Annotated in this window: 12 protein-coding genes and 1 pseudogene; 6 read left to right on the top strand and 7 right to left on the bottom strand. The window is 69.9% G+C overall.

The window, feature by feature from the left end:
• Positions 1 to 332: 332 nt before the first annotated feature.
• Positions 333 to 668 (bottom strand): hypothetical protein, encoded by a 336-nt coding sequence (locus tag K4G64_RS06390; protein ID WP_221755035.1) that lies wholly within the window; start codon positions 666 to 668, stop codon positions 333 to 335.
• A gap of 769 nt (positions 669 to 1,437) precedes the next feature.
• Between K4G64_RS06390 and K4G64_RS41310 the strand changes: the two are divergent.
• Positions 1,438 to 1,628: pseudogene (locus K4G64_RS41310) on the top strand (hypothetical protein); the annotation flags it as partial.
• A gap of 285 nt (positions 1,629 to 1,913) precedes the next feature.
• On the opposite strand, the gene K4G64_RS06385 reads toward K4G64_RS41310, so the two are convergent.
• On the bottom strand, positions 1,914 to 2,135 hold the full coding sequence (locus K4G64_RS06385; RefSeq protein ID WP_221755034.1) for a hypothetical protein: 222 nt from the start codon (positions 2,133 to 2,135) through the stop codon (positions 1,914 to 1,916).
• 67 nt (positions 2,136 to 2,202) lie between these two features.
• Positions 2,203 to 5,577, bottom strand: coding sequence for an RHS repeat-associated core domain-containing protein (locus tag K4G64_RS06380; RefSeq protein ID WP_221755033.1), 3,375 nt, complete (start codon positions 5,575 to 5,577; stop codon positions 2,203 to 2,205).
• A gap of 569 nt (positions 5,578 to 6,146) precedes the next feature.
• On the opposite strand from K4G64_RS06380, the gene K4G64_RS06375 reads away from it, so the two are divergent.
• Positions 6,147 to 7,178, top strand: a complete 1,032-nt coding sequence (locus tag K4G64_RS06375; RefSeq protein ID WP_221755032.1) for a hypothetical protein — start codon at positions 6,147 to 6,149, stop codon at positions 7,176 to 7,178.
• A gap of 334 nt (positions 7,179 to 7,512) precedes the next feature.
• Here K4G64_RS06375 and K4G64_RS06370 read toward each other — a convergent pair whose 3' ends face one another.
• Together K4G64_RS06370 and K4G64_RS06365 are read right to left on the bottom strand one after the other, a co-directional pair.
• Entirely contained in the window at positions 7,513 to 7,932 is a 420-nt protein-coding gene (locus K4G64_RS06370) for a hypothetical protein (RefSeq protein WP_221755031.1), read from the bottom strand.
• Between the two features lie 131 nt (positions 7,933 to 8,063).
• On the bottom strand, positions 8,064 to 9,275 hold the full coding sequence (locus K4G64_RS06365; RefSeq protein ID WP_221755030.1) for a pyridoxal phosphate-dependent aminotransferase: 1,212 nt from the start codon (positions 9,273 to 9,275) through the stop codon (positions 8,064 to 8,066).
• A gap of 1,118 nt (positions 9,276 to 10,393) precedes the next feature.
• Between K4G64_RS06365 and K4G64_RS06360 the strand changes: the two genes are divergently transcribed.
• On the top strand, positions 10,394 to 11,320 hold the full coding sequence (locus K4G64_RS06360; RefSeq protein ID WP_221755029.1) for a serine protease: 927 nt from the start codon (positions 10,394 to 10,396) through the stop codon (positions 11,318 to 11,320).
• Positions 11,321 to 11,343: 23 nt separating this feature from the next.
• Here the strand turns inward: K4G64_RS06360 and K4G64_RS06355 are convergent, their stop codons facing one another.
• Both K4G64_RS06355 and K4G64_RS06350 read right to left on the bottom strand, forming a co-directional pair.
• Positions 11,344 to 12,957: an amidohydrolase family protein gene (locus tag K4G64_RS06355; RefSeq protein ID WP_221755028.1), complete on the bottom strand. Its 1,614-nt coding sequence runs from the start codon at positions 12,955 to 12,957 to the stop codon at positions 11,344 to 11,346.
• 13 nt (positions 12,958 to 12,970) lie between these two features.
• Complete coding sequence (locus tag K4G64_RS06350; RefSeq protein ID WP_221755027.1) at positions 12,971 to 14,251, bottom strand: amino acid deaminase; 1,281 nt, start codon at positions 14,249 to 14,251, stop codon at positions 12,971 to 12,973.
• A 166-nt stretch (positions 14,252 to 14,417) separates the two neighbouring features.
• Here K4G64_RS06350 and K4G64_RS06345 point away from each other — a divergent pair, with 166 nt between their 5' ends.
• The 3 genes from K4G64_RS06345 to K4G64_RS06335 are packed head-to-tail and all read left to right on the top strand — an operon-like array spanning position 14,418 to position 16,653.
• Positions 14,418 to 15,488, top strand: a complete 1,071-nt coding sequence (locus tag K4G64_RS06345) for a sugar kinase (RefSeq protein ID WP_308122258.1) — start codon at positions 14,418 to 14,420, stop codon at positions 15,486 to 15,488.
• Positions 15,485 to 16,246, top strand: coding sequence for an IclR family transcriptional regulator (locus K4G64_RS06340; protein ID WP_189592179.1), 762 nt, complete (start codon positions 15,485 to 15,487; stop codon positions 16,244 to 16,246). Before K4G64_RS06345 ends, K4G64_RS06340 begins: the two co-directional genes overlap by 4 nt.
• Positions 16,243 to 16,653 carry a RidA family protein gene (locus K4G64_RS06335; protein WP_221755025.1) on the top strand — a complete coding sequence of 137 codons (411 nt, stop codon included), beginning with the start codon at positions 16,243 to 16,245 and terminating at the stop codon, positions 16,651 to 16,653. Before K4G64_RS06340 ends, K4G64_RS06335 begins: the two co-directional genes overlap by 4 nt.
• Positions 16,654 to 16,717: the final 64 nt, after the last annotated feature.

The following is a 16,717-nucleotide window of genomic DNA, read 5'->3' as shown; positions in this document are numbered from 1 at the left end:
CGTTGCCCGTGGCGTCGGTGAGGTAGTAGTAGGACTTCCCCCCAGTCGTCATGGAGTTCAAGGTGCCCGCCGGTTCGCGGATGAATCCGGTGTCCACGCCGTTCGTCGTCGTGGAGGCCAGACCGAGTGCGGTGTGGTGGAACCAGGTCGGACCCAGCTTGGTGCGCTCGGAGTTGTCCGTGCCGGCGTGGACCAGGTCGTAGGACTTGCCGCCTGCGGTGATCCGGAGAGCTGCTGCAGTCCGTCCAGGCCTCGTTCGTGCGGGCCTGGAATGCGGACGGGTGCCGCAGATGAATGTGGCGCTCCGTACTTTCCCCAGCGTGAATGAACTGTCAGCCAGCCCCCAGGACGGAAAGGACAGAAAACCCAGAGAGATTCAGCAGATCAGCTCTGTGAGCGCCGTATCCGGGCAGCGGTGCCTCAAGGCGTACCCTTCTGATCGTTCGCCCTGGCTTGCCGGTTTCAGCTGGCCGGTCCTCGCCGGTTGGCGGTGAGCCGATGCCGCAGTGCTGCGGGGGGTAGGCGAGCACCCCGACCACTGCTCCCCATATGACGAGCCAGAGTATGCCTGCCGTGCCCCAGTCCATCCGATATAGCACGAAGGGGCCTGTAAGGATCAGGAGAATGAGGCCGGTTACCAGCCTGCTCTGGGGCTTGCTGTCCAGCACTACTTCACTCCTCAATGCTGCGCATCACTGCAGTTCCTCGTAGGTTCCTTGCGCAGCTCCTCCTACAGCACCGTTGAGACCTCCGACTGTTACGCCCGCGACACAACCGGTGGCCGCGCCGTGCGGCAGCGCCCCGGCGCTGTGGCCTCGACAAATGGCTCCGCCGAGGCCACGTCGCAGTCGTCTACGTTCGGCGTCGCCCCACCAGCCAGACCAAGCTGCTGACGATCAAGAGGGCTACACCCTCGATGATCAGCACCCGGGCAACGCTGTAGCTTGTCCACGCTGAGACCGCGAAGGCCAGACCCGCCAGAAGCACGATGGCGAGAACCGCGGCCGTCTTCTTGCCGGCTGCATTCACTCAAATGCCTTCTGCTACTTCTGGATTGCCACTCCGACGCCGGTCAAAGCACCGCCGGCAGCAGCGATGGTGGGGACGCAGCCGACGACTGTGGTAAATCCCGGCCCAGCCGCGACTGCCGCGATGCCTCTAACGATTCCGACGGCTCATGATCAGTACGGTGATGACACCGAGAACTCCTCCGATGATCAAGCCAGTGACAAGGGTTGTCCCCATTCCGTCTCCTGTCCCGTTCGCTTCTTCCTGACTAGGAGGGGAGCTCTCCCCAGGTGTAGTCGACGGCCCCTGTCGCCAGTCCGCCGTATCCACCTATGGCCGCACCAGCGAGGCATCCGCCCCCGGCCTCTACGGGCCCCGCGATGAGCCCCGTTACAGCGCCCGTCACACAACCACCCACTGCACTGGCAAGGGCGCTTCACCCAACCCGACCCATCGGGGCAGGAGGCGAATCCCTACCTATACGCCGGCGGCGCCCCATCAACAACAGCGACCCTGTGGGACTCTGGAGTCTGGAGGACTTCTCCCTGAAGGCAGCTGGCGCTGCCCGCCGTCTCGAAATTCGAAGTGCTTTGTCAGGAGCGGGTCTTTCGATGTGCTAGGAAGGCGAAGACCGCCAGGGTAACTCCGCCTGCTGCTGCGATCACGATGCCAGATGCGATTCCCGTGCCGAGCGCGACTGCCGAGGGGATGCGGGTCTGAGTCGAGGCGCCTCGGTTCCCCCGAACGGGGGCGGGAAGGGCGGACCTCTCACCTGCCGCGTCGAACCTTCACGAGAACGTACAACGCAATGATTATGACGGCGAAGCAGATGATGAATATGAGTGCATCCTGCCCGTTTTCGATGGGCGAGTACTTGCTGCTGGCTGTTAAACCAGGTGAGTATGTCATTTCCGGCTCCTTGTGATCGCCGCAAGAAAACAGACGAAGGCGCCGCAGGTGAATATAGCGCTCAGTGCTTTCCCTAGCGTGAATGAACTGTCAGTCAGTCCCCAGGACGGAAAGGACAGAAATCCCAGAGAGATCCCGCAAGCCAGCTCAAGTGCGCCGATGCCGGCAAGAATCGCTGCTGTTTTTCGGCTTTCTCTCTCATTTTTTGCGCGGTTCACTCTGGCTTCCTCCCGCTGGATTAGCGCTGCCAGGATACGGGGAGCGCCGTATCCTGGCAGCTGTCCCTCAAGTCGTACTGTTCTGGTAATTCATTGCGACGTAGGTTCCCGCAGCTGCTCCTATGGAAGCGCAATAGGGCACCGCTGCCCCCGCTCCGGCCGGTCCTCCGACAACGGCCGCCCCCGCTTCACAAAGACCCGTGATCCCGATGTCCGCGATGACGCCAGCCGTTGCCGCTTCCGCAGCGTCAGGGCCGCCAGTGAGCCCTTCATATACGATGCCGGCGACAGAGAGCCCGCTGCCCATATTTCCCAAAGTGTCCAGCGAGAGCAGCCCAGCAGGATCACTTCTGTTGACAGGGTCGCCACCGGCGTACAGGTAGGGATTCGTCTCCTGCCCCGACGGGTCCGGCTGGGTGAAGCGGCCGAGGGACGGGTCGTAGTAGCGGTGGCCCATCTTGTAGAGGCCGGTCGGATCCAGGTATGTGCCCGCGTAGCGGTGGGGCTGGGGGGCTGCCTCGGTGGTGGTGCCGCGGGGCAGGCCTGTGGGGCCGTAGGCGTAGGTGTGCGTGCGCTTGCCCGTGTCGTCGGTGAGGCCGAGGACGTTGCCCGTGGCGTCGGTGAGGTAGTAGTAGGACTTCCCCCCAGTCGTCATGGAGTTCAAGGTGCCCGCCGGTTCGCGGATGAATCCGGTGTCGACGCCGTTCGTCGTCGTGGAGGCCAGACCGAGTGCGGTGTGGTGGAACCAGGTCGGACCCAGCTTGGTGCGCTCGGAGTTGTCCGTGCCGGCGTGGACCAGGTCGTAGTTCTTGCCGCCCGCGGTGATGGCGGAGAGCTGGCTGTAGTCGGTCCACGTCTCGTTCGTGCGAGCCGTGGCGCTCGCGCCCGCCGTCTCGTTGCCGAGCTTGTCGTAGGACCAGCCGGCGGTGGAGCCGTTCTTGCCGGTCAGTTCGCTCGCGTCGTCGTAGGTGTAGGTCGTGCCGCCGGGGCAGGCGTTCTTGGTGCCGTCCTGGCTGGTGAGGTTGCCGGCCTTGTCCCAGCAGTAGAGCCACGACGCCTTGCGGGCACCCGCGGAGTCGGCTTCCAGGGCGTAGCGCAGGCGGTCCTGGGAGTCGTAGTCGTAGGTGGTCTTGTACTTGGTGAGGTTGTCGGTGCGGGTGCGGATCTTGGTGGTGTCCTTGCCAGCGGTGTTCTTGTAGCTGTAGGTCAGGTCGATGAGTGTGGTCGTGCCCGAGGTGGTCTTGATGGCCTCGGGGCGGCCGTTCTTGTCGATCGTCACCGACTGTGTCGTGCCGCCGGGGTAGACCGTCTTGGTGCGCTTGTCGTTGTTGTTGTGGTCGAAATCGGTCTTCTTGCCGTCCGGGGCGGTCAGGTAGTCCAGGCGGCCGGCCTTGTCCCAGGTGTAGTCGGTCTTGCCGGTCGGGTCGATGTAGTGGTCGACCTCGCCGCCCGGGGTGTAGGCCAGCGCCGTCTGGGCGCCGTTCTGCAGGGTGCGGACGCTTTCGCGGTTGAGCTTGTCGTAGGTCCAGCCCGTGGTGCCGGAGGCGTCCGTGCGGGTCCTGACGTTGCCGTCGCCGTCGTAGGCGTAGGTGACCGTTGCGTTGGTGGAGGACACCTTCGTCACGCGGTCGCGGTTGTCGTAGACGTAGACGGTCTTGATGCCGCGTCCGTCGGTGACGGTCTCCACCCGGCCGAGCGCGTCGTAGGTGTAGGTCGTCGTGCCCAGCGGGGCGGGCGGGGTCACCTTCTTGAGGTTGCCCTTGGCGTCGTACTCGAAGGAGGTGACCTTGCCGTTTGCGTCTTTGGCGGTGCAGCGCTGGCCCTCGAAGCCGCCGCAGGTCGGGGTGTCCTTGTTGTAGGTGTACTCGCGGGTGCCGCCGGCGGTGCCCGACGTGGTCACCGACATGGTGTTGCCGTTGGTGTCGTACTTGAAGGTGTCCTTGCGGCCGTCCGCGCTGGTGAAGTCATTGGGCAGGTCGGTCCCGGCGACCGTCTGATACGCCGTCACGGACGCCGTCGCCCCGAGCGGGAGCTTCTGGGATACGGCGTTGTTGCGGCCGTCCCAGCCGTAGGTGGTGGTGTTGCCGCCGGTGCCGTCCGCTCCCGTGCCCATCGCGTCGATCGCGCTTTGCACCAGGTGGTTGGTGTACTTGGCGTGGCGGGAGTGGTTCAGCGGGTCGGTGACCTTGGTGACCTCGCCGTCCGCGTTGTGTGCGTACCGCGTCTCGTCGCCCTCGGGGTCGGTGACCGTCGTCGTACCCGCTTCCGACGGGGTGGCGGCCGTGTAGTCGTAGCGCCAGGTCGGACCGATGTGGCCGCCGCTGGTCACCTCGGTGGCACGCTGCATGGAGGTGACGCGGCTGTGGTCGTCGTAGGTGAACAGGGTGACGGTGCCCTCGGGCGTGGTCACCTTCGTCAGGCGGCGCGAGGAGTCGTACGCGTATGCCGTGGCCTTGCCGTCGGTGTCGGTGACCTTGGCCAGGTTGCCCGCCGGGTCCAGGTCGAACACGGCCGTGCGGCCCGTGTGATCCTTGGCCTGCCACTGACTGGCGTTCGTCTTCACCAGGTCGATCCAGCGGCCCGAGCGGGTCTCGGTCAGCTTGAAGCCCTTGTGCTCGCCGCCCTCGTCGTGCTGGGCGACCGTGATCGTGCCGTCGTTCTTGTCCGTGACCTTGGTCAGCGTGCCGTGCTCGTCGTAGGTGTCCTTCGAGCCCGACTTGCGGTCGGTCAGCGTGTAGGTGCCGTCCGCGTTCTTCTTCAGGTCCTTGGAGTAGCCCGTCGGCGTGGTGTAGCCGCCGGTGGACGTCTGCTTGAACCGCAGGGCGTCGCCGGTGGCGTCGTAGACGATCACTTCCCCGTCACCGAACTGGAGATAGCGCTCGTACGCCTGCCACCAGCGCTGGGACACCTTCCCCCAGGGCGCTTCAAGGGAGTTGTACGTCCGCGTCAGCTGCAGCTTCCGACCGACGCCGGCGATGTCGAAGTCGGTCGCGGCGAGCATCAGATTGCCGTTGGAGAGGTTCACCCGCGCCACGAGCGCGTCGTTCAGGCGGGTGTCGATGATCCGGTGCCAGGGCACCTGGCCCTGCCCCTCGGGCACGAACGGGGTGGCCTCGGCGGCGGCCCCCGCACGCTCGGCCCCGGCCTTGCCGCCCGCAGTACGGGCCCGCTGTGCCGCCCGCCAAGCGGCGACCTCGGCCGACGGCTCGGCCTCCGCCTGCGATTCCGGTGCCCTGATCGATCCGGCCGGAGTCGCGGGAGCCTCCACCTTCGTCGGCCGGGTCCACGGACTCTCCGGCTCCGGTAACTCCGGCTTGGGCGGCGCCGCCAGCCCCGGTGCCGCCGACAGCACCACGGCGGCGGTCGTGAGCACGGACAGGAGAGCGGTTCTGGGTGTTCTTCGGGCACGCCACAGTGACGTGCTCTGCGCACGTGAATGCATCAGCTTCCCCCACGGAAGTCAGACAGACAGTCAGAACCGGTGACGCATGTGGTCACCTGGGCCACACAAGTTTTCATAGGAAGTGCACAAATCGACGCGGCGTGCCCTCGAACACCTGTTGCATGCGGGCTGGAATGAGCCCCGCCGCTTCTCTCGTCCGGCCAGGCCCATACCGTCGCAACTGCCGCGTGATGGGGGCGGAATGCTCGGTTCTGTCCTCACTTGCGGTGAGCACGTTGACCGAAATCCGACGAGCCTCCCCGGAGCTGTGATCCGCGGTCGGTTATGAGCCACATCCGTATGTGTGTCCGAGCTGTCTTGCGTGCCCTTGTGTCTCGCGGTAACTGGCGTACGTCCCACCGCGTTTGAGGCAGGGCGCGTACGGCGGGGTGGTTCAGCCCCATGCCTCCCGGCTTGGCAAGCGTTTCCTCGGTGCCGTAAAGGACTTGGCTTGCTGATCTTGGAAGGTCAGAGTGACTGCCGGCGGGCGCCGCCGACCTGAAACACGGCGCTCGTCACGCCGCCACGTGGGCACCGGATCGTCCCGGCGCCGAGGAGACCTGGGCATCATGGCAACTACCCACTGGCTGGGCGACCCGCCCGCAGAGCACGACGCGCTGACCGCCTGGGCGTTGTCCCGGATCGCCGCGACGGTCGCCGAGGACGCGCGGGTGGACGCGGTGGTCGAGATCGGGCATGAGGAGCGGGAGTTCGAGCCGGAGCTCGGGGGGCGGTTCGGCTCCGGGACGAGTGGCGGACCTGCCTCGCGGCAGCGGTCCGGGGGAACGCGGACCTTCCGGCTGGACGGGGTCTCGCCCGCCCTGCTCCGCGAGGAGGACTCCGACGAGCCGTGGGCCGTCCTGTTCGACCCTGCCCGGCTGATCCGGGGGATCGGGGCGGTGACGCGGGCCGAGCGTGGTGAGGGGTACGTCGAACTCTTCCTGGTTCCGCACCCGTTGTTCGCCGACCCCGCCGACGCCTGGTTGCCGCCCGGTGCCCGGACTCTGAGCGTGCGGCTCGATCCCGTCACGGGTTTCCTGTCGTCCGTCACGCTCCACGACGACCGTGGCCCGCTGGCCACGGCCCGGGTCCATGAGGTGAGCGTCCGCGACGTGCGCTCGTCGGCCGCGGCGGGGCGGGTGGTGGCACGGATGGCCAGGACCATGGTCGAGCCCGTCCGGCTGACGGGCGACGTCGCCGTCGAGGCCGACCCGTTCGAGGACCTGGCCTTCACGGGCGAGCCGTCGGCCCGGTCCTGGACGGTCTCGGTCGGTGGGCGGGAATTGACGGTCACCGGGGACTACGCGCCGGACGCGACAAGCCCGCCTGCGGCCCGGCTGGCCGAACTGCTCGCGCCCGCCAGGATCCTGTCCCACCTGGCGCACGTCACGGCCGTCTCGGCGACCTCCGTCCGGGCGGGTGTCCGTCCGCTGCGCACCTTTCCGCTCAGCGCCTGGGCTCCTGATGAGTGCCTGACGTGCGGTTTCACCGTGGACCCGGAGACAGGCGTCCTGACGCGGGCGGAGGCGGCGGAGGAGGAGGGCGGCCGCGTGATCTCCCGTCACGTCGTCACCGCCCTCGGCGCGCGGCGCTCCGGCTGATCCGACGTGCCCCGTCGTCCCCGGCCGCGCGTAGTCCCAGCCGTACGCGGCCACGGTGGGCCGACGGCCGAAGGGGGAGCCGGGTGGCCGACGGCCGAAGGCGGCAGCCGGGCAGCCGACACCCTTGGGAGGCCGACAGCCGTGGGCGGCCGACGCCCCGGGTGACCGGGTGATCGCGGCGCGATTCACAACAGGCGGCGCGATTCACAACAGGCGTCAGGGCCACCGGGTACGGGTACCTGATGGCCCTCACGGAGGGGTTGATGGCGCCCGGTCCGCGCGTCGCTGCGGGTGCGCGCGGACCGGGGCCGTATGGGGGGAGCCCCCGAGGGGCTCAGTGGGACGCGAGTTCGCGCGGCTCCAGGGCCGCCGTGTGGGCGTCCATCCGCTCGGCGGCGAGGATCGCCGCCGCCGTGTCGGCGCGGGAGGCGGCGACGACCAGCGCCCGGCCCGCCAGGGCGTGCGCCTTGCGGTGCAGGGCGGCCGTGCCGCGCTCGCGCCTGCCGCTCGTCGACGCGCGCACCGGGGTGCGCCCGCCGCGCAGCCTGCCCACCTGCTCCGCGAGCCGCTCCGCGGCCGTGTCCAGGTCGGGCGAGGTCTGCGTCGCACGCAGCTCGTCCGTGACGGCGAGCAGGGCGGCGAGATGGCCCGCGAGCTGGATGTCCAGCTCTTCCTCACGGGAGCGGTGGGGGAAGTCGGGGTTGGGGCCGTCCACCGTGCTGTGGACCGACTTGGCGCGGATCGGTTCGTACATGGGAAGGCCTCCTGAGTTCTTACAGGAAGCCATCCTAGCTTAGATTTCGTCTAAAGTTGATTCGTTCACAAAACAGGACTGCCTGCACACAAAGCGTGAGCAGGCAGCCGGGGTGAGTCGGAGGTGCGCGGTCAGGGCTGGCTGTAGCCGTCCAGGAAGTGCCCGATCCGTCCCATCGCGTCGGTCAGGTCGCCGACCGTCGGCAGGGTCACCACCCGGAAGTGGTCCGGCTCCGGCCAGTTGAAGCCCGTGCCCTGGACGACCATGATCTTCTCGCGCCGCAGCAGGTCCAGGACCATGCGGCGGTCGTCCTTGATCTTGAAGACCTTGGGGTCGAGACGCGGGAAGAGGTACAGCGCGCCCTTGGGCTTCACGCAGGACACCCCGGGGATCTGGGTCAGCAGCTCGTACGCCGTGTCCCGCTGCTCGCGCAGCCGCCCGCCCGGCAGCACCAGGTCGTTGATCGTCTGCCGCCCGCTGAGCGCCGCGACGACCCCGTGCTGCCCGGGCATGTTCGCGCACAGGCGCATGTTCGCCAGGATCGTCAGACCCTCGATGTAGGAGTCGGCGTGGGCGCGCGGCCCGGAGATCGACATCCAGCCCACCCGGTAGCCGGCCACCCGGTAGGCCTTCGACATGCCGTTGAAGGTGAGGGTGAACAGGTCCGGGGCGACGGAGGCGGTCGGGGTGTGCGTGGCCTCGTCATAGAGGATCTTGTCGTAGATCTCGTCGGAGCAGACCAGCAGGTTGTGGCGGCGGGCGATGTCGGTGAGCCCCTTGATCATCGCCTCGTCGTAGACGGCCCCCGTCGGATTGTTCGGGTTGATGATCACGAGCGCCTTGGTGCGGTCGGTGACCTTGCGCTCGATGTCGGCGAGGTCCGGCATCCAGTCGGCCTGCTCGTCGCAGCGGTAGTGCACGGCAGTGCCGCCGGACAGGGAGACGGCGGCGGTCCACAGCGGGTAGTCGGGCGCGGGCACGAGGACCTCGTCGCCGTCGTCCAGCAGGCCCTGCATCGCCATCACGATCAGCTCGGAGACGCCGTTGCCGATGAAGACGTGCTCGACGTCGGTCTCGATGCCGAGGGTCTGGTTGTGCATCACGACCGCCCGGCGCGCGGCCAGCAGGCCCTTGGCGTCGCCGTAGCCGTGTGCCGACGACACGTTGCGGAGGACGTCCTCCAGGATCTCCGGCGGGCACTCGAAGCCGAACGCGGCCGGATTGCCGGTGTTCAGCTTGAGGATGCGGTGCCCTGCTGCTTCCAGGCGCATCGCCTCCTCGAGAACCGGGCCCCGGATCTCGTAACAGACATTGGCGAGCTTGGTCGACTGGATCACCTGCATGTCTGGGAGCTTACGGCCCGGTAACGCGTCCCGGGTCGTGTTTTCCGCCACGTGAGACACGGGGATTTGGGGCGATATCGCCGCTCGCTGTCCCACCAGCACCTTCGGTCCCTAGAATGCGCCGCCATGTCCAAGTCATTCGAATACGCCGACGGAGTGACCGGCCCCGAGCCGCAGGACGTGCCGAACGTGTACCTGCCGCAGGCTGCCGCGCCCCCCCGCCTACGACGCGTACGCGGATCCGGCGGCGGCGCACGGATGGCAGGACGTGTACGACACGACGGACACGGGCGGTGCCGGGCACCCGGGCGGTGCCGGGCACCCGGGCGGCGCGGAGGGCGCCGGTGGCATCCGTCCCGGTGTGCAGCCCGTCGACGGTGTGGACGCCACGCGCGCGTACCCCGGTGTGTATCCCGGTGGCCCGGACGGTGCGGGCGGCGCCGGTGACACCCGCGAGCTGCCCGCGGTGCCGGGGCGAGGCAGGGGCGGTGCGGGTCACAGGGGGCCCGGCGCAAGCCGGCTCCCCGGCCGGTGCGCCGTGTGGCGGTCGCCGTTGGTGCCGTGGGTGCCGCGTCGGCGGTCGCCCTGATCGCCGGCTTCGCCTTCTCGGGGCCCTCCGGTGGGACGCGGGGCGGCGAGGGTGGCCGCACGGGTCCGACGGCGGGGGAGTCGCCGGCGACGGAGAGCGGTACGTCGAGTCCGGCCGAGGCGTCCGAGGCTCCTCTCGTCGCCGGGTCGGGCGATTCCGGCGAGCCGTCCAACGCCGCGTCCGCGTCGCCGTCTTCCGGTGCGAGCCGGTCCCCGTCCGCGTCCGGTACGGACAGCGCGCCGCCCCCGGCCTCCGGCCCCACGAGCGGTGCCCCGGCGGACTCCACTCCCACCGCCTCCACTTCGGCGCCCGGCAGGTCCGGACAGAACCCAGGGCGCGGCCCCGGCGGCAGCAAGGACCCCAAGTGACCCGCCTGTAGGGGCGGTTGAGTAGGGTCGGACCGGAATCCAGGATTCCGGATGTGGAACAGGTTCTTGTGCCGCCCTCTTGTGACGATCACAATGCACATGACAACAGTGCGGGCGGCCGGAAGATTTCCGGTCGCCTCCGTCGCAAGAGGGGACCCCCCATGAGAAAACCTCTCGCCGCCGCGTTCTGCGCCCTGGCGATAGCCGGGGCCGGCGCGGCCCCCGCGACCGCTGCCGATGCCGCCCCCACGGGCGTCGGCAAGGCCGCGGACACGGGCTCGGCCACATCCGCGGTCTCGGGTGTGGTCACGTCCGTGGAGCAGACGCTGTCCGGGCTCACCGGCCAGAAGGCCAAGGCCGTGAACTTCGCGGGCACCGTCGCGCTCAGCAACTGCTCCGGCTCCGTCGTCCGCATGCCGGACTCCGAGGCCGACGACCCGGCGCTCGTGATGACCAACGGCCACTGCCTGGAGTCCGGCTTCCCCGGCCCCGGCGAGGTCCTCGTCGACAAGGCGTCCAGCCGCACCTTCAGCCTGCTGGGCGCCTCCGGCTCGCGCGTCGCGACCCTGCGCGCCGCCAAGCTCGCCTACGGCACGATGACCGACACGGACGTCGCGCTGTACCAGCTCACCACCACGTACGCGCAGATCAAGAGCTCGTACAACATCAACCCGCTGACGCTGAACGACAGTCACCCGGTCGCCGGGACCGCCATCAGCATCCCCTCCGGCTACTGGAAGCGGATCTACAGCTGCACCATCGACGGGTTCGCCCCCACTCTGAAGGAGGGCGACTGGACCTGGAAGGACTCGGTTCGTTACACCTCCGCCTGCAACACCATCGGCGGCACGTCCGGCTCCCCTGTCGTCGACCAGGCCACCAACAAGGTCGTCGCCATCAACAACACCGGCAACGAGGACGGTGAGCGCTGCACGGTGAACAACCCGTGCGAGGTCGACGCGAACGGCAACGTGACCGTCCGCAAGGGCATCAACTACGCCCAGCAGACCTACGGGATCCCGGCCTGCTTCGGGATCGACAACAAGCTCGACCTGAGCGCGAGCGGCTGCACCCTGCCCAAGCCGTAGGGCAGGCAGGGTGCGCCGGGCGGTCACGCGGGAGGAATCCTGCGGACCGCCCGGCCCGCCAGCACGTCCGTGCGCCGGCCGTCCTCGATCACGAACCGGCCGTCGACCAGGACGTGCGGAATCCCCGTCGGGAGCGTGCGCGGCTCCGCGAAGGTGGAGCCCGCCGCGACCGTCGCCGGGTCGAAGAGCACCAGGTCGGCCTTGTAGCCCTCGCGGACCAGCCCCCGGTCGGGCAGCCGGAGCCGCGCGGCCGGGCGCGAGGTGAGGTGCGCGACGCACTCCTCCAGCGACAGCACCCCCAACTCCCTTACGTAGTGCCCGAGATAGTGCGGGAACGTGCCGTAGGCGCGCGGGTGGGGCTTGGCACCCTGGAGGATGCCGTCCGAGCCGCCGGTGTGCACCCGGTGGCGCATGATCGCCCGGACGTTCTCCTCGTGCCCGACGTGCTGGAGGATCGTCGGGGCCAGCCGGTCGGCCAGCAGCAGCCCGCGCGCGGTCGCCCAGGGCGCCTCGCGCCGCCGGTCCGCCGACTCCCGGATCGTCCGGCCGACGAAATCGGCCAGGGCCGGATCGCCCACGCCCGAGATCTCGATCGTGTCCCACTCGACGGGCACACCGTGGCAGCCGTCCGAGCCGGTGACCTCCAGGTGGTGGCGGATGCGCTCCGCCGTGTCCTCGTCCGCCAGCCGCCCGAGGGTCTTCTCCGGGCCGCCCTCGCTCGCCCAGCTCGGCAGCACGGCCGCCAGCGTCGTACAGCCCGGGGTGTACGGGTAGGTGTCGAGGCTGATGTCGGACCCGGCCGCGAGCGCCTCGTCCAGCAACGCCAGCAGCTCCGGGGCCCGGCCCTTGTTCACGCCGAAGTTCATGGTGGCGTGGGCGAGATGCAGGGAGCAGCCCGCCTCCCGGGTCAGCGCCACCATCTCCTCGTAGGCCCGGAGCGCCCCGGCGCCGTAGGAGCGGTGGTGCGGGCAGTAGTAGCCGCCGTACGACGCCACCACCCGGCACAGTTCGGTCAGTTCGGCGTCGGGCGCGTACATGCCCGGCGTGTACGTCAGCCCCGAGGACATGCCGACGGCGCCCTGCTCCATGCCCTCGGCGACCAGCCGGCGCATCCGGCCCAGCTCGGCCGGGGTCGCCTCGCGGTCCTCCCAGCCGACGGCGAGCGCCCGGACCGTGCCCTGCGGGATCAGATAGGCCGCGTTCACGGCGATCCCGCGGTCCAGCCGGTCCAGGTACTCGCCGACCGTGCGCCAGTCGAAGTCGATGTCGTCACCGGGGCCGTTCCACCCGGCGATCGCCCGCCGCACCTCGCCGAGCGTGCGGTCGTCGACCGGCGCGTACGACAACCCGTCCTGGCCGATGACCTCCAGCGTGACGCCCTGCGCGGCCTTGGCGCTGTGGTCGGGGTCGCGCAGCAGCGCCAGGTCGCTGTGCGCGTGCATGTCGACGAAGCCGGGGGACAGGACGAGTCCCTCGGCGTCCAGCTCCCGGCGTGCCGTGGGCCGCTGGCAGCCGGCCGCCGCGGCCTCCTTGACGATCGATGTGACCCGGCCGCCGTCGACCACGACATCGGCCCGGTACGCGTCCGCGCCGGAGCCGTCGACGACGTCGGCGTCCCGGATGACCAGCTCTTCCATGGGACCCGGCCTCCTAGAAGAACGTGCGGACGTAGTCGACGACCGTGCCGTCCGCCTCGGCGACGGGGATCAGCTGCCACTTGTCGAACGAGGTGCACGGGTGGGACAGCCCGAACCCGACCCAGTCGCCGACCTCCAGATCCGCCTCCGGCGTGGTGGCGAGCCAGGCGTGCTGGTCGGACATGGCCGTCACCGTCACGCCAGTTGCCGGGCGCTCGGCACCGTCCCGGCGGATCACCTGGGCGAAGGGCAGATCGAGGTCGTAGGCCGCGTCCCGCTTGCCGGCGTTGATGAAGGCCTGCTCGGCCGACGGCCGCGACACCACCTGCGTCCACAGGCGGAACGCCGGCTCCAGGGCGCCCTCCTCGGGGACCCGGTTGAACGGGGTCAGCTTGCGGTAGTGGCCGTCGTCGTGCGAGACGTACGCGCCCGAGCGCAGCAACTTCAGGGCGGGCAGGGACAGTTCGGGGATCTCGGCGAAGACCTCGGCGACCGCGTCGAACCAGGCGCTGCCGCCCGCGCTGACCACGATCGTGTCCAGCCCGGCGAACCGCCCGGCCTCGTCGAAGCCGGCGGCGAGCGCAACCAGCCGCCGCAGCCACGCCGTCACCCGCTCGGAGTCGGCCTTGGGCACCTCGCCCTCGTAGCCCGCGACGCCGACCAGCCGCAGCGTCCGTGTGCCCGCCACCGCGTCGGCGACCGCCGCGCACTCGGCCTCCGTACGGGCGCCGGTGCGGGCGCCCTCACCGGCGGCGAGCTCGACGACGACGTCCACCGGTCGGGAGGCGCCCGCGTCCCGCAGCGCGGCGTCCATCAGCTCGACGCCGCGCACGGAGTCGACGTAACAGATCAGTTCGAAGTCCGGGTCGGCGTCCAGCTCGGCCGCGATCCAGCGCAGGGCCGCCGCGTCGACCAGTTCGTTCGCCAGGAACACGCGCCGGATCCCGAACGCCCGCGCCACCCGCACCTGGTGCGGCACGGCCAGTGTGATGCCCCACGCCCCGTGCTCGATCTGCCGCTGGAACAGCTGCGGCGCCATGGAGGTCTTGCCGTGCGGCGCGAAGGTCAGACCGTGCCGGGCCGCGTACGTCTCCATGAGCTTCAGGTTGTGCTCCAGGCGCTCGGCGGACAGCGCGAGCACGGGCGTGGCGAAACCGCCGGTGAAGAGGTTGCGGCGCTGGCCGGCCAGCTCGGCGACGGTCAGCCCGTCGGCGTCCGGCGGGAGGCCCTTGAAGCGGTGATCGACGCGCTCGGCGGCGAGCCGAGCGAGGGACTGGGCGGTGTCGGCCGTCATGAAGCCTCCCTGATCTGCGGTGTTGCAGGTCTTGCAACCTTCATTGCGTATGTCGCTGAACGCTGTCTAACATCTCGGCCACCCCCGGTCAATGAAACCGCCACCGGCCGCACCGACCCCGGCACCCCGCCCCCCCCGACGCCTTCGACGAGGAGCTACGAGCATCGTGACCCCCACCGGACCCTGCAACGCCCCCGACGTCGTGGACGTCGTCGCGCTCGGCGAGTCCATGGTCACGTTCCTGCCGTCCCGCCCGGGGCGCCTCGCCGACGTGCCGTCCTTCGCGCGGGGCATCGGCGGGGCGGAGTCGAACGTGGCGTGCGTGCTGGCGGCGGCGGGGCACTCCGTGCGGTGGGTGAGCGCGGTCGGCGCCGACGGCTTCGGCGACCACCTCGTCGAGGAGATCGGGTCCTACGGCGTCGACGTCGCCTCCGTACGGCGCGATCCGGCGCGTCCGACCGGCATCTACTTCCGCACGGCCGGGGACCGGGCCACCGACGCCCACGAGGTCGCCTACTACCGGGCCGGATCGGCCGCCTCGGCGATGTCCGCAGGCACCGTGGACCTGGCGGCCGTGCGGGCCGCCCGGGTGCTGCACCTGTCGGGGATCACGGCGGCGCTCTCCGGCAGCTGCCTCGACCTGCTGTGGGAGCTGACCGAGCCGGGGCCGCGGCGGCCGCTCGTCTCCTTCGACGTCAACCACCGGCCGGGACTGTGGCCGGACCCCGACGGGCCCCGCGTCCTGCTGGAACTCGCCCGCCGCGCGGACGTCGTGTTCGTCGGCGCCGACGAGGCGCTCGACGCCTGGGGACTGCACGGTGCGTCCGCCGTGCGGGACGCGCTGCCCGAACCCGAGCTCGTGGTCGTCAAGATGGGCCCGGGCGGCGCCGTCGCCTTCGGCGAGGACCCCGCGGACGTGGAGGACGCGGACGGCGCCGCCACCCTCGTCCGGGCTCCGCGCGTGGACGTCGTCGCCGAGGTCGGCGCGGGCGACGCCTTCGCCGCCGGGTTCCTCTCCGCGACCTTGCGCGCACTGCCCGTGCGGGAGCGGCTGCGGCACGGGCATCTGATAGCCGCCGCCGCGCTCACCGTGCCCGGCGACCTCGCCACGCCGCCGGCGCGGGAGCACGCCGACCGGCTCGTCGCCCTGGACGACGCGGCATGGGGGAGACTGCGACTCGGCCCGGGCTGGACCGAGGAGACACAGCGGGCCGCCGAGGAGGTACGAACGCCATGAGCCAGACCGTCGACCGCGCGCTGAGCATCCTGCCGCTGCTCGCCGAGGGCCCCGCCGACCTGGGGCAGGTCGCCGACCGCCTCGGTGTGCACAAGTCCACCGCCCTGCGGCTGCTGCGCACCCTCCACGAGCACGGCCTGGTCTACCGCCAGTCCGACCAGCGCTACCGCCTCGGCGCCCGGCTCTTCGCCCTCGCCCAGGAGGCGATGGAGAACCTCGACGTCCGCGAGATCGCCCATCCCCACCTGGTCCGCCTCAACGAGAGCTGCGGGCACACCGTGCACCTCGCCGTGTACGAGGAGAACGAGGTCCTCTACATCGACAAGGTCGAGAGCCGCTACCCGGTGCGGATGTACTCCCGCATCGGCAAGCCCGTCGCCATCACCGTCGCCGCGGTCGCGAAGCTGCTGCTCGCCGACCTGCCCGAGCACGAGCGGCGCGGGATCGCGGAGAAGCTCGACTACCCCACGTACACGTCCCGTTCGACACCCAACGCCGGCGCCTTCCTGCGGGAGCTGGAGAAGGTGCGCGAACAGGGCTGGGCCACCGACCTCGGCGGCCACGAGGAGTCCATCAACTGCGTCGCGGCGCCCATCCGCGGCGCCGACGGCCGGGTCGTCGCCGCGATGTCGGTCTCCGCGCCGAACGTCGTCGTCACCGCCGACGAACTCCTCACCCTCCTGCCGCTGGTGCGCCGGACGGCGGACGCGATCAGCGGGGAGTACTCCGGCAGAACACCAGTGAAGGGCACCGTATGACGGACAAGATCGCACTCACCCCCAAGACCCACACCACCCCGCCGGCGAAGTTCTCGCACGGTGTGAAGAAGGGCAACATCCTCCAGGTCGCCGGCCAGGTCGGCTTCCTGCCCGCCGAGGAGGGCAAGGCGCCCACGCCCGCCGGGCCGACCCTGCGCGAGCAGACCCTCCAGACCCTGGCCAACGTCAAGGCCATCCTGGAGGAGGGCGGCGCCTCCTGGGACGACGTGATGATGATCCGCGTCTACCTCACGGACGTCGACCACTTCGCCGAGATGAACGCCATCTACAACGCGTACTTCGAGGAGCAGGGCCTCACCCGGCCGCCCGCCGCGCGCACGACCGTCTACGTCGGACTCCCCGCGGGTCTCCTCATCGAGATCGACGCACTGGCCGTTCTCGGCTGACCCCACCCCCACCCTCACCCCGCCTTATCGAGGCGCGGCGCCACCGATGCGCCGCGCCGTGCTC

It is taken from the genome of Streptomyces sp. WAC04114, assembly GCF_019733245.1.
Lineage (GTDB): Bacteria > Actinomycetota > Actinomycetes > Streptomycetales > Streptomycetaceae > Streptomyces > Streptomyces massasporeus_A.
Note: the sequence above shows the minus strand (reverse complement) of the source record. Positions and strands in the feature narration are given on the sequence as shown.

Bases quoted from the DNA above. Each gene is read 5' to 3' on its own strand.
- K4G64_RS06370 (WP_221755031.1), bottom strand. From the start codon at position 7,932: ATGTACGAACCGATCCGCGCCAAGTCGGTCCACAGCACGGTGGACGGC.
- K4G64_RS06350 (WP_221755027.1), bottom strand. From the start codon at position 14,251: ATGACGGCCGACACCGCCCAGTCCCTCGCTCGGCTCGCCGCCGAGCGC.
- K4G64_RS06380 (WP_221755033.1), bottom strand. From the start codon at position 5,577: ATGCATTCACGTGCGCAGAGCACGTCACTGTGGCGTGCCCGAAGAACA.
- K4G64_RS06375 (WP_221755032.1), top strand. From the start codon at position 6,147: ATGGCAACTACCCACTGGCTGGGCGACCCGCCCGCAGAGCACGACGCG.
- K4G64_RS06335 (WP_221755025.1), top strand. From the start codon at position 16,243: ATGACGGACAAGATCGCACTCACCCCCAAGACCCACACCACCCCGCCG.
- K4G64_RS06340 (WP_189592179.1), top strand. From the start codon at position 15,485: ATGAGCCAGACCGTCGACCGCGCGCTGAGCATCCTGCCGCTGCTCGCC.
- K4G64_RS06365 (WP_221755030.1), bottom strand. From the start codon at position 9,275: ATGCAGGTGATCCAGTCGACCAAGCTCGCCAATGTCTGTTACGAGATC.
- K4G64_RS06360 (WP_221755029.1), top strand. From the start codon at position 10,394: ATGAGAAAACCTCTCGCCGCCGCGTTCTGCGCCCTGGCGATAGCCGGG.
- K4G64_RS06355 (WP_221755028.1), bottom strand. From the start codon at position 12,957: ATGGAAGAGCTGGTCATCCGGGACGCCGACGTCGTCGACGGCTCCGGC.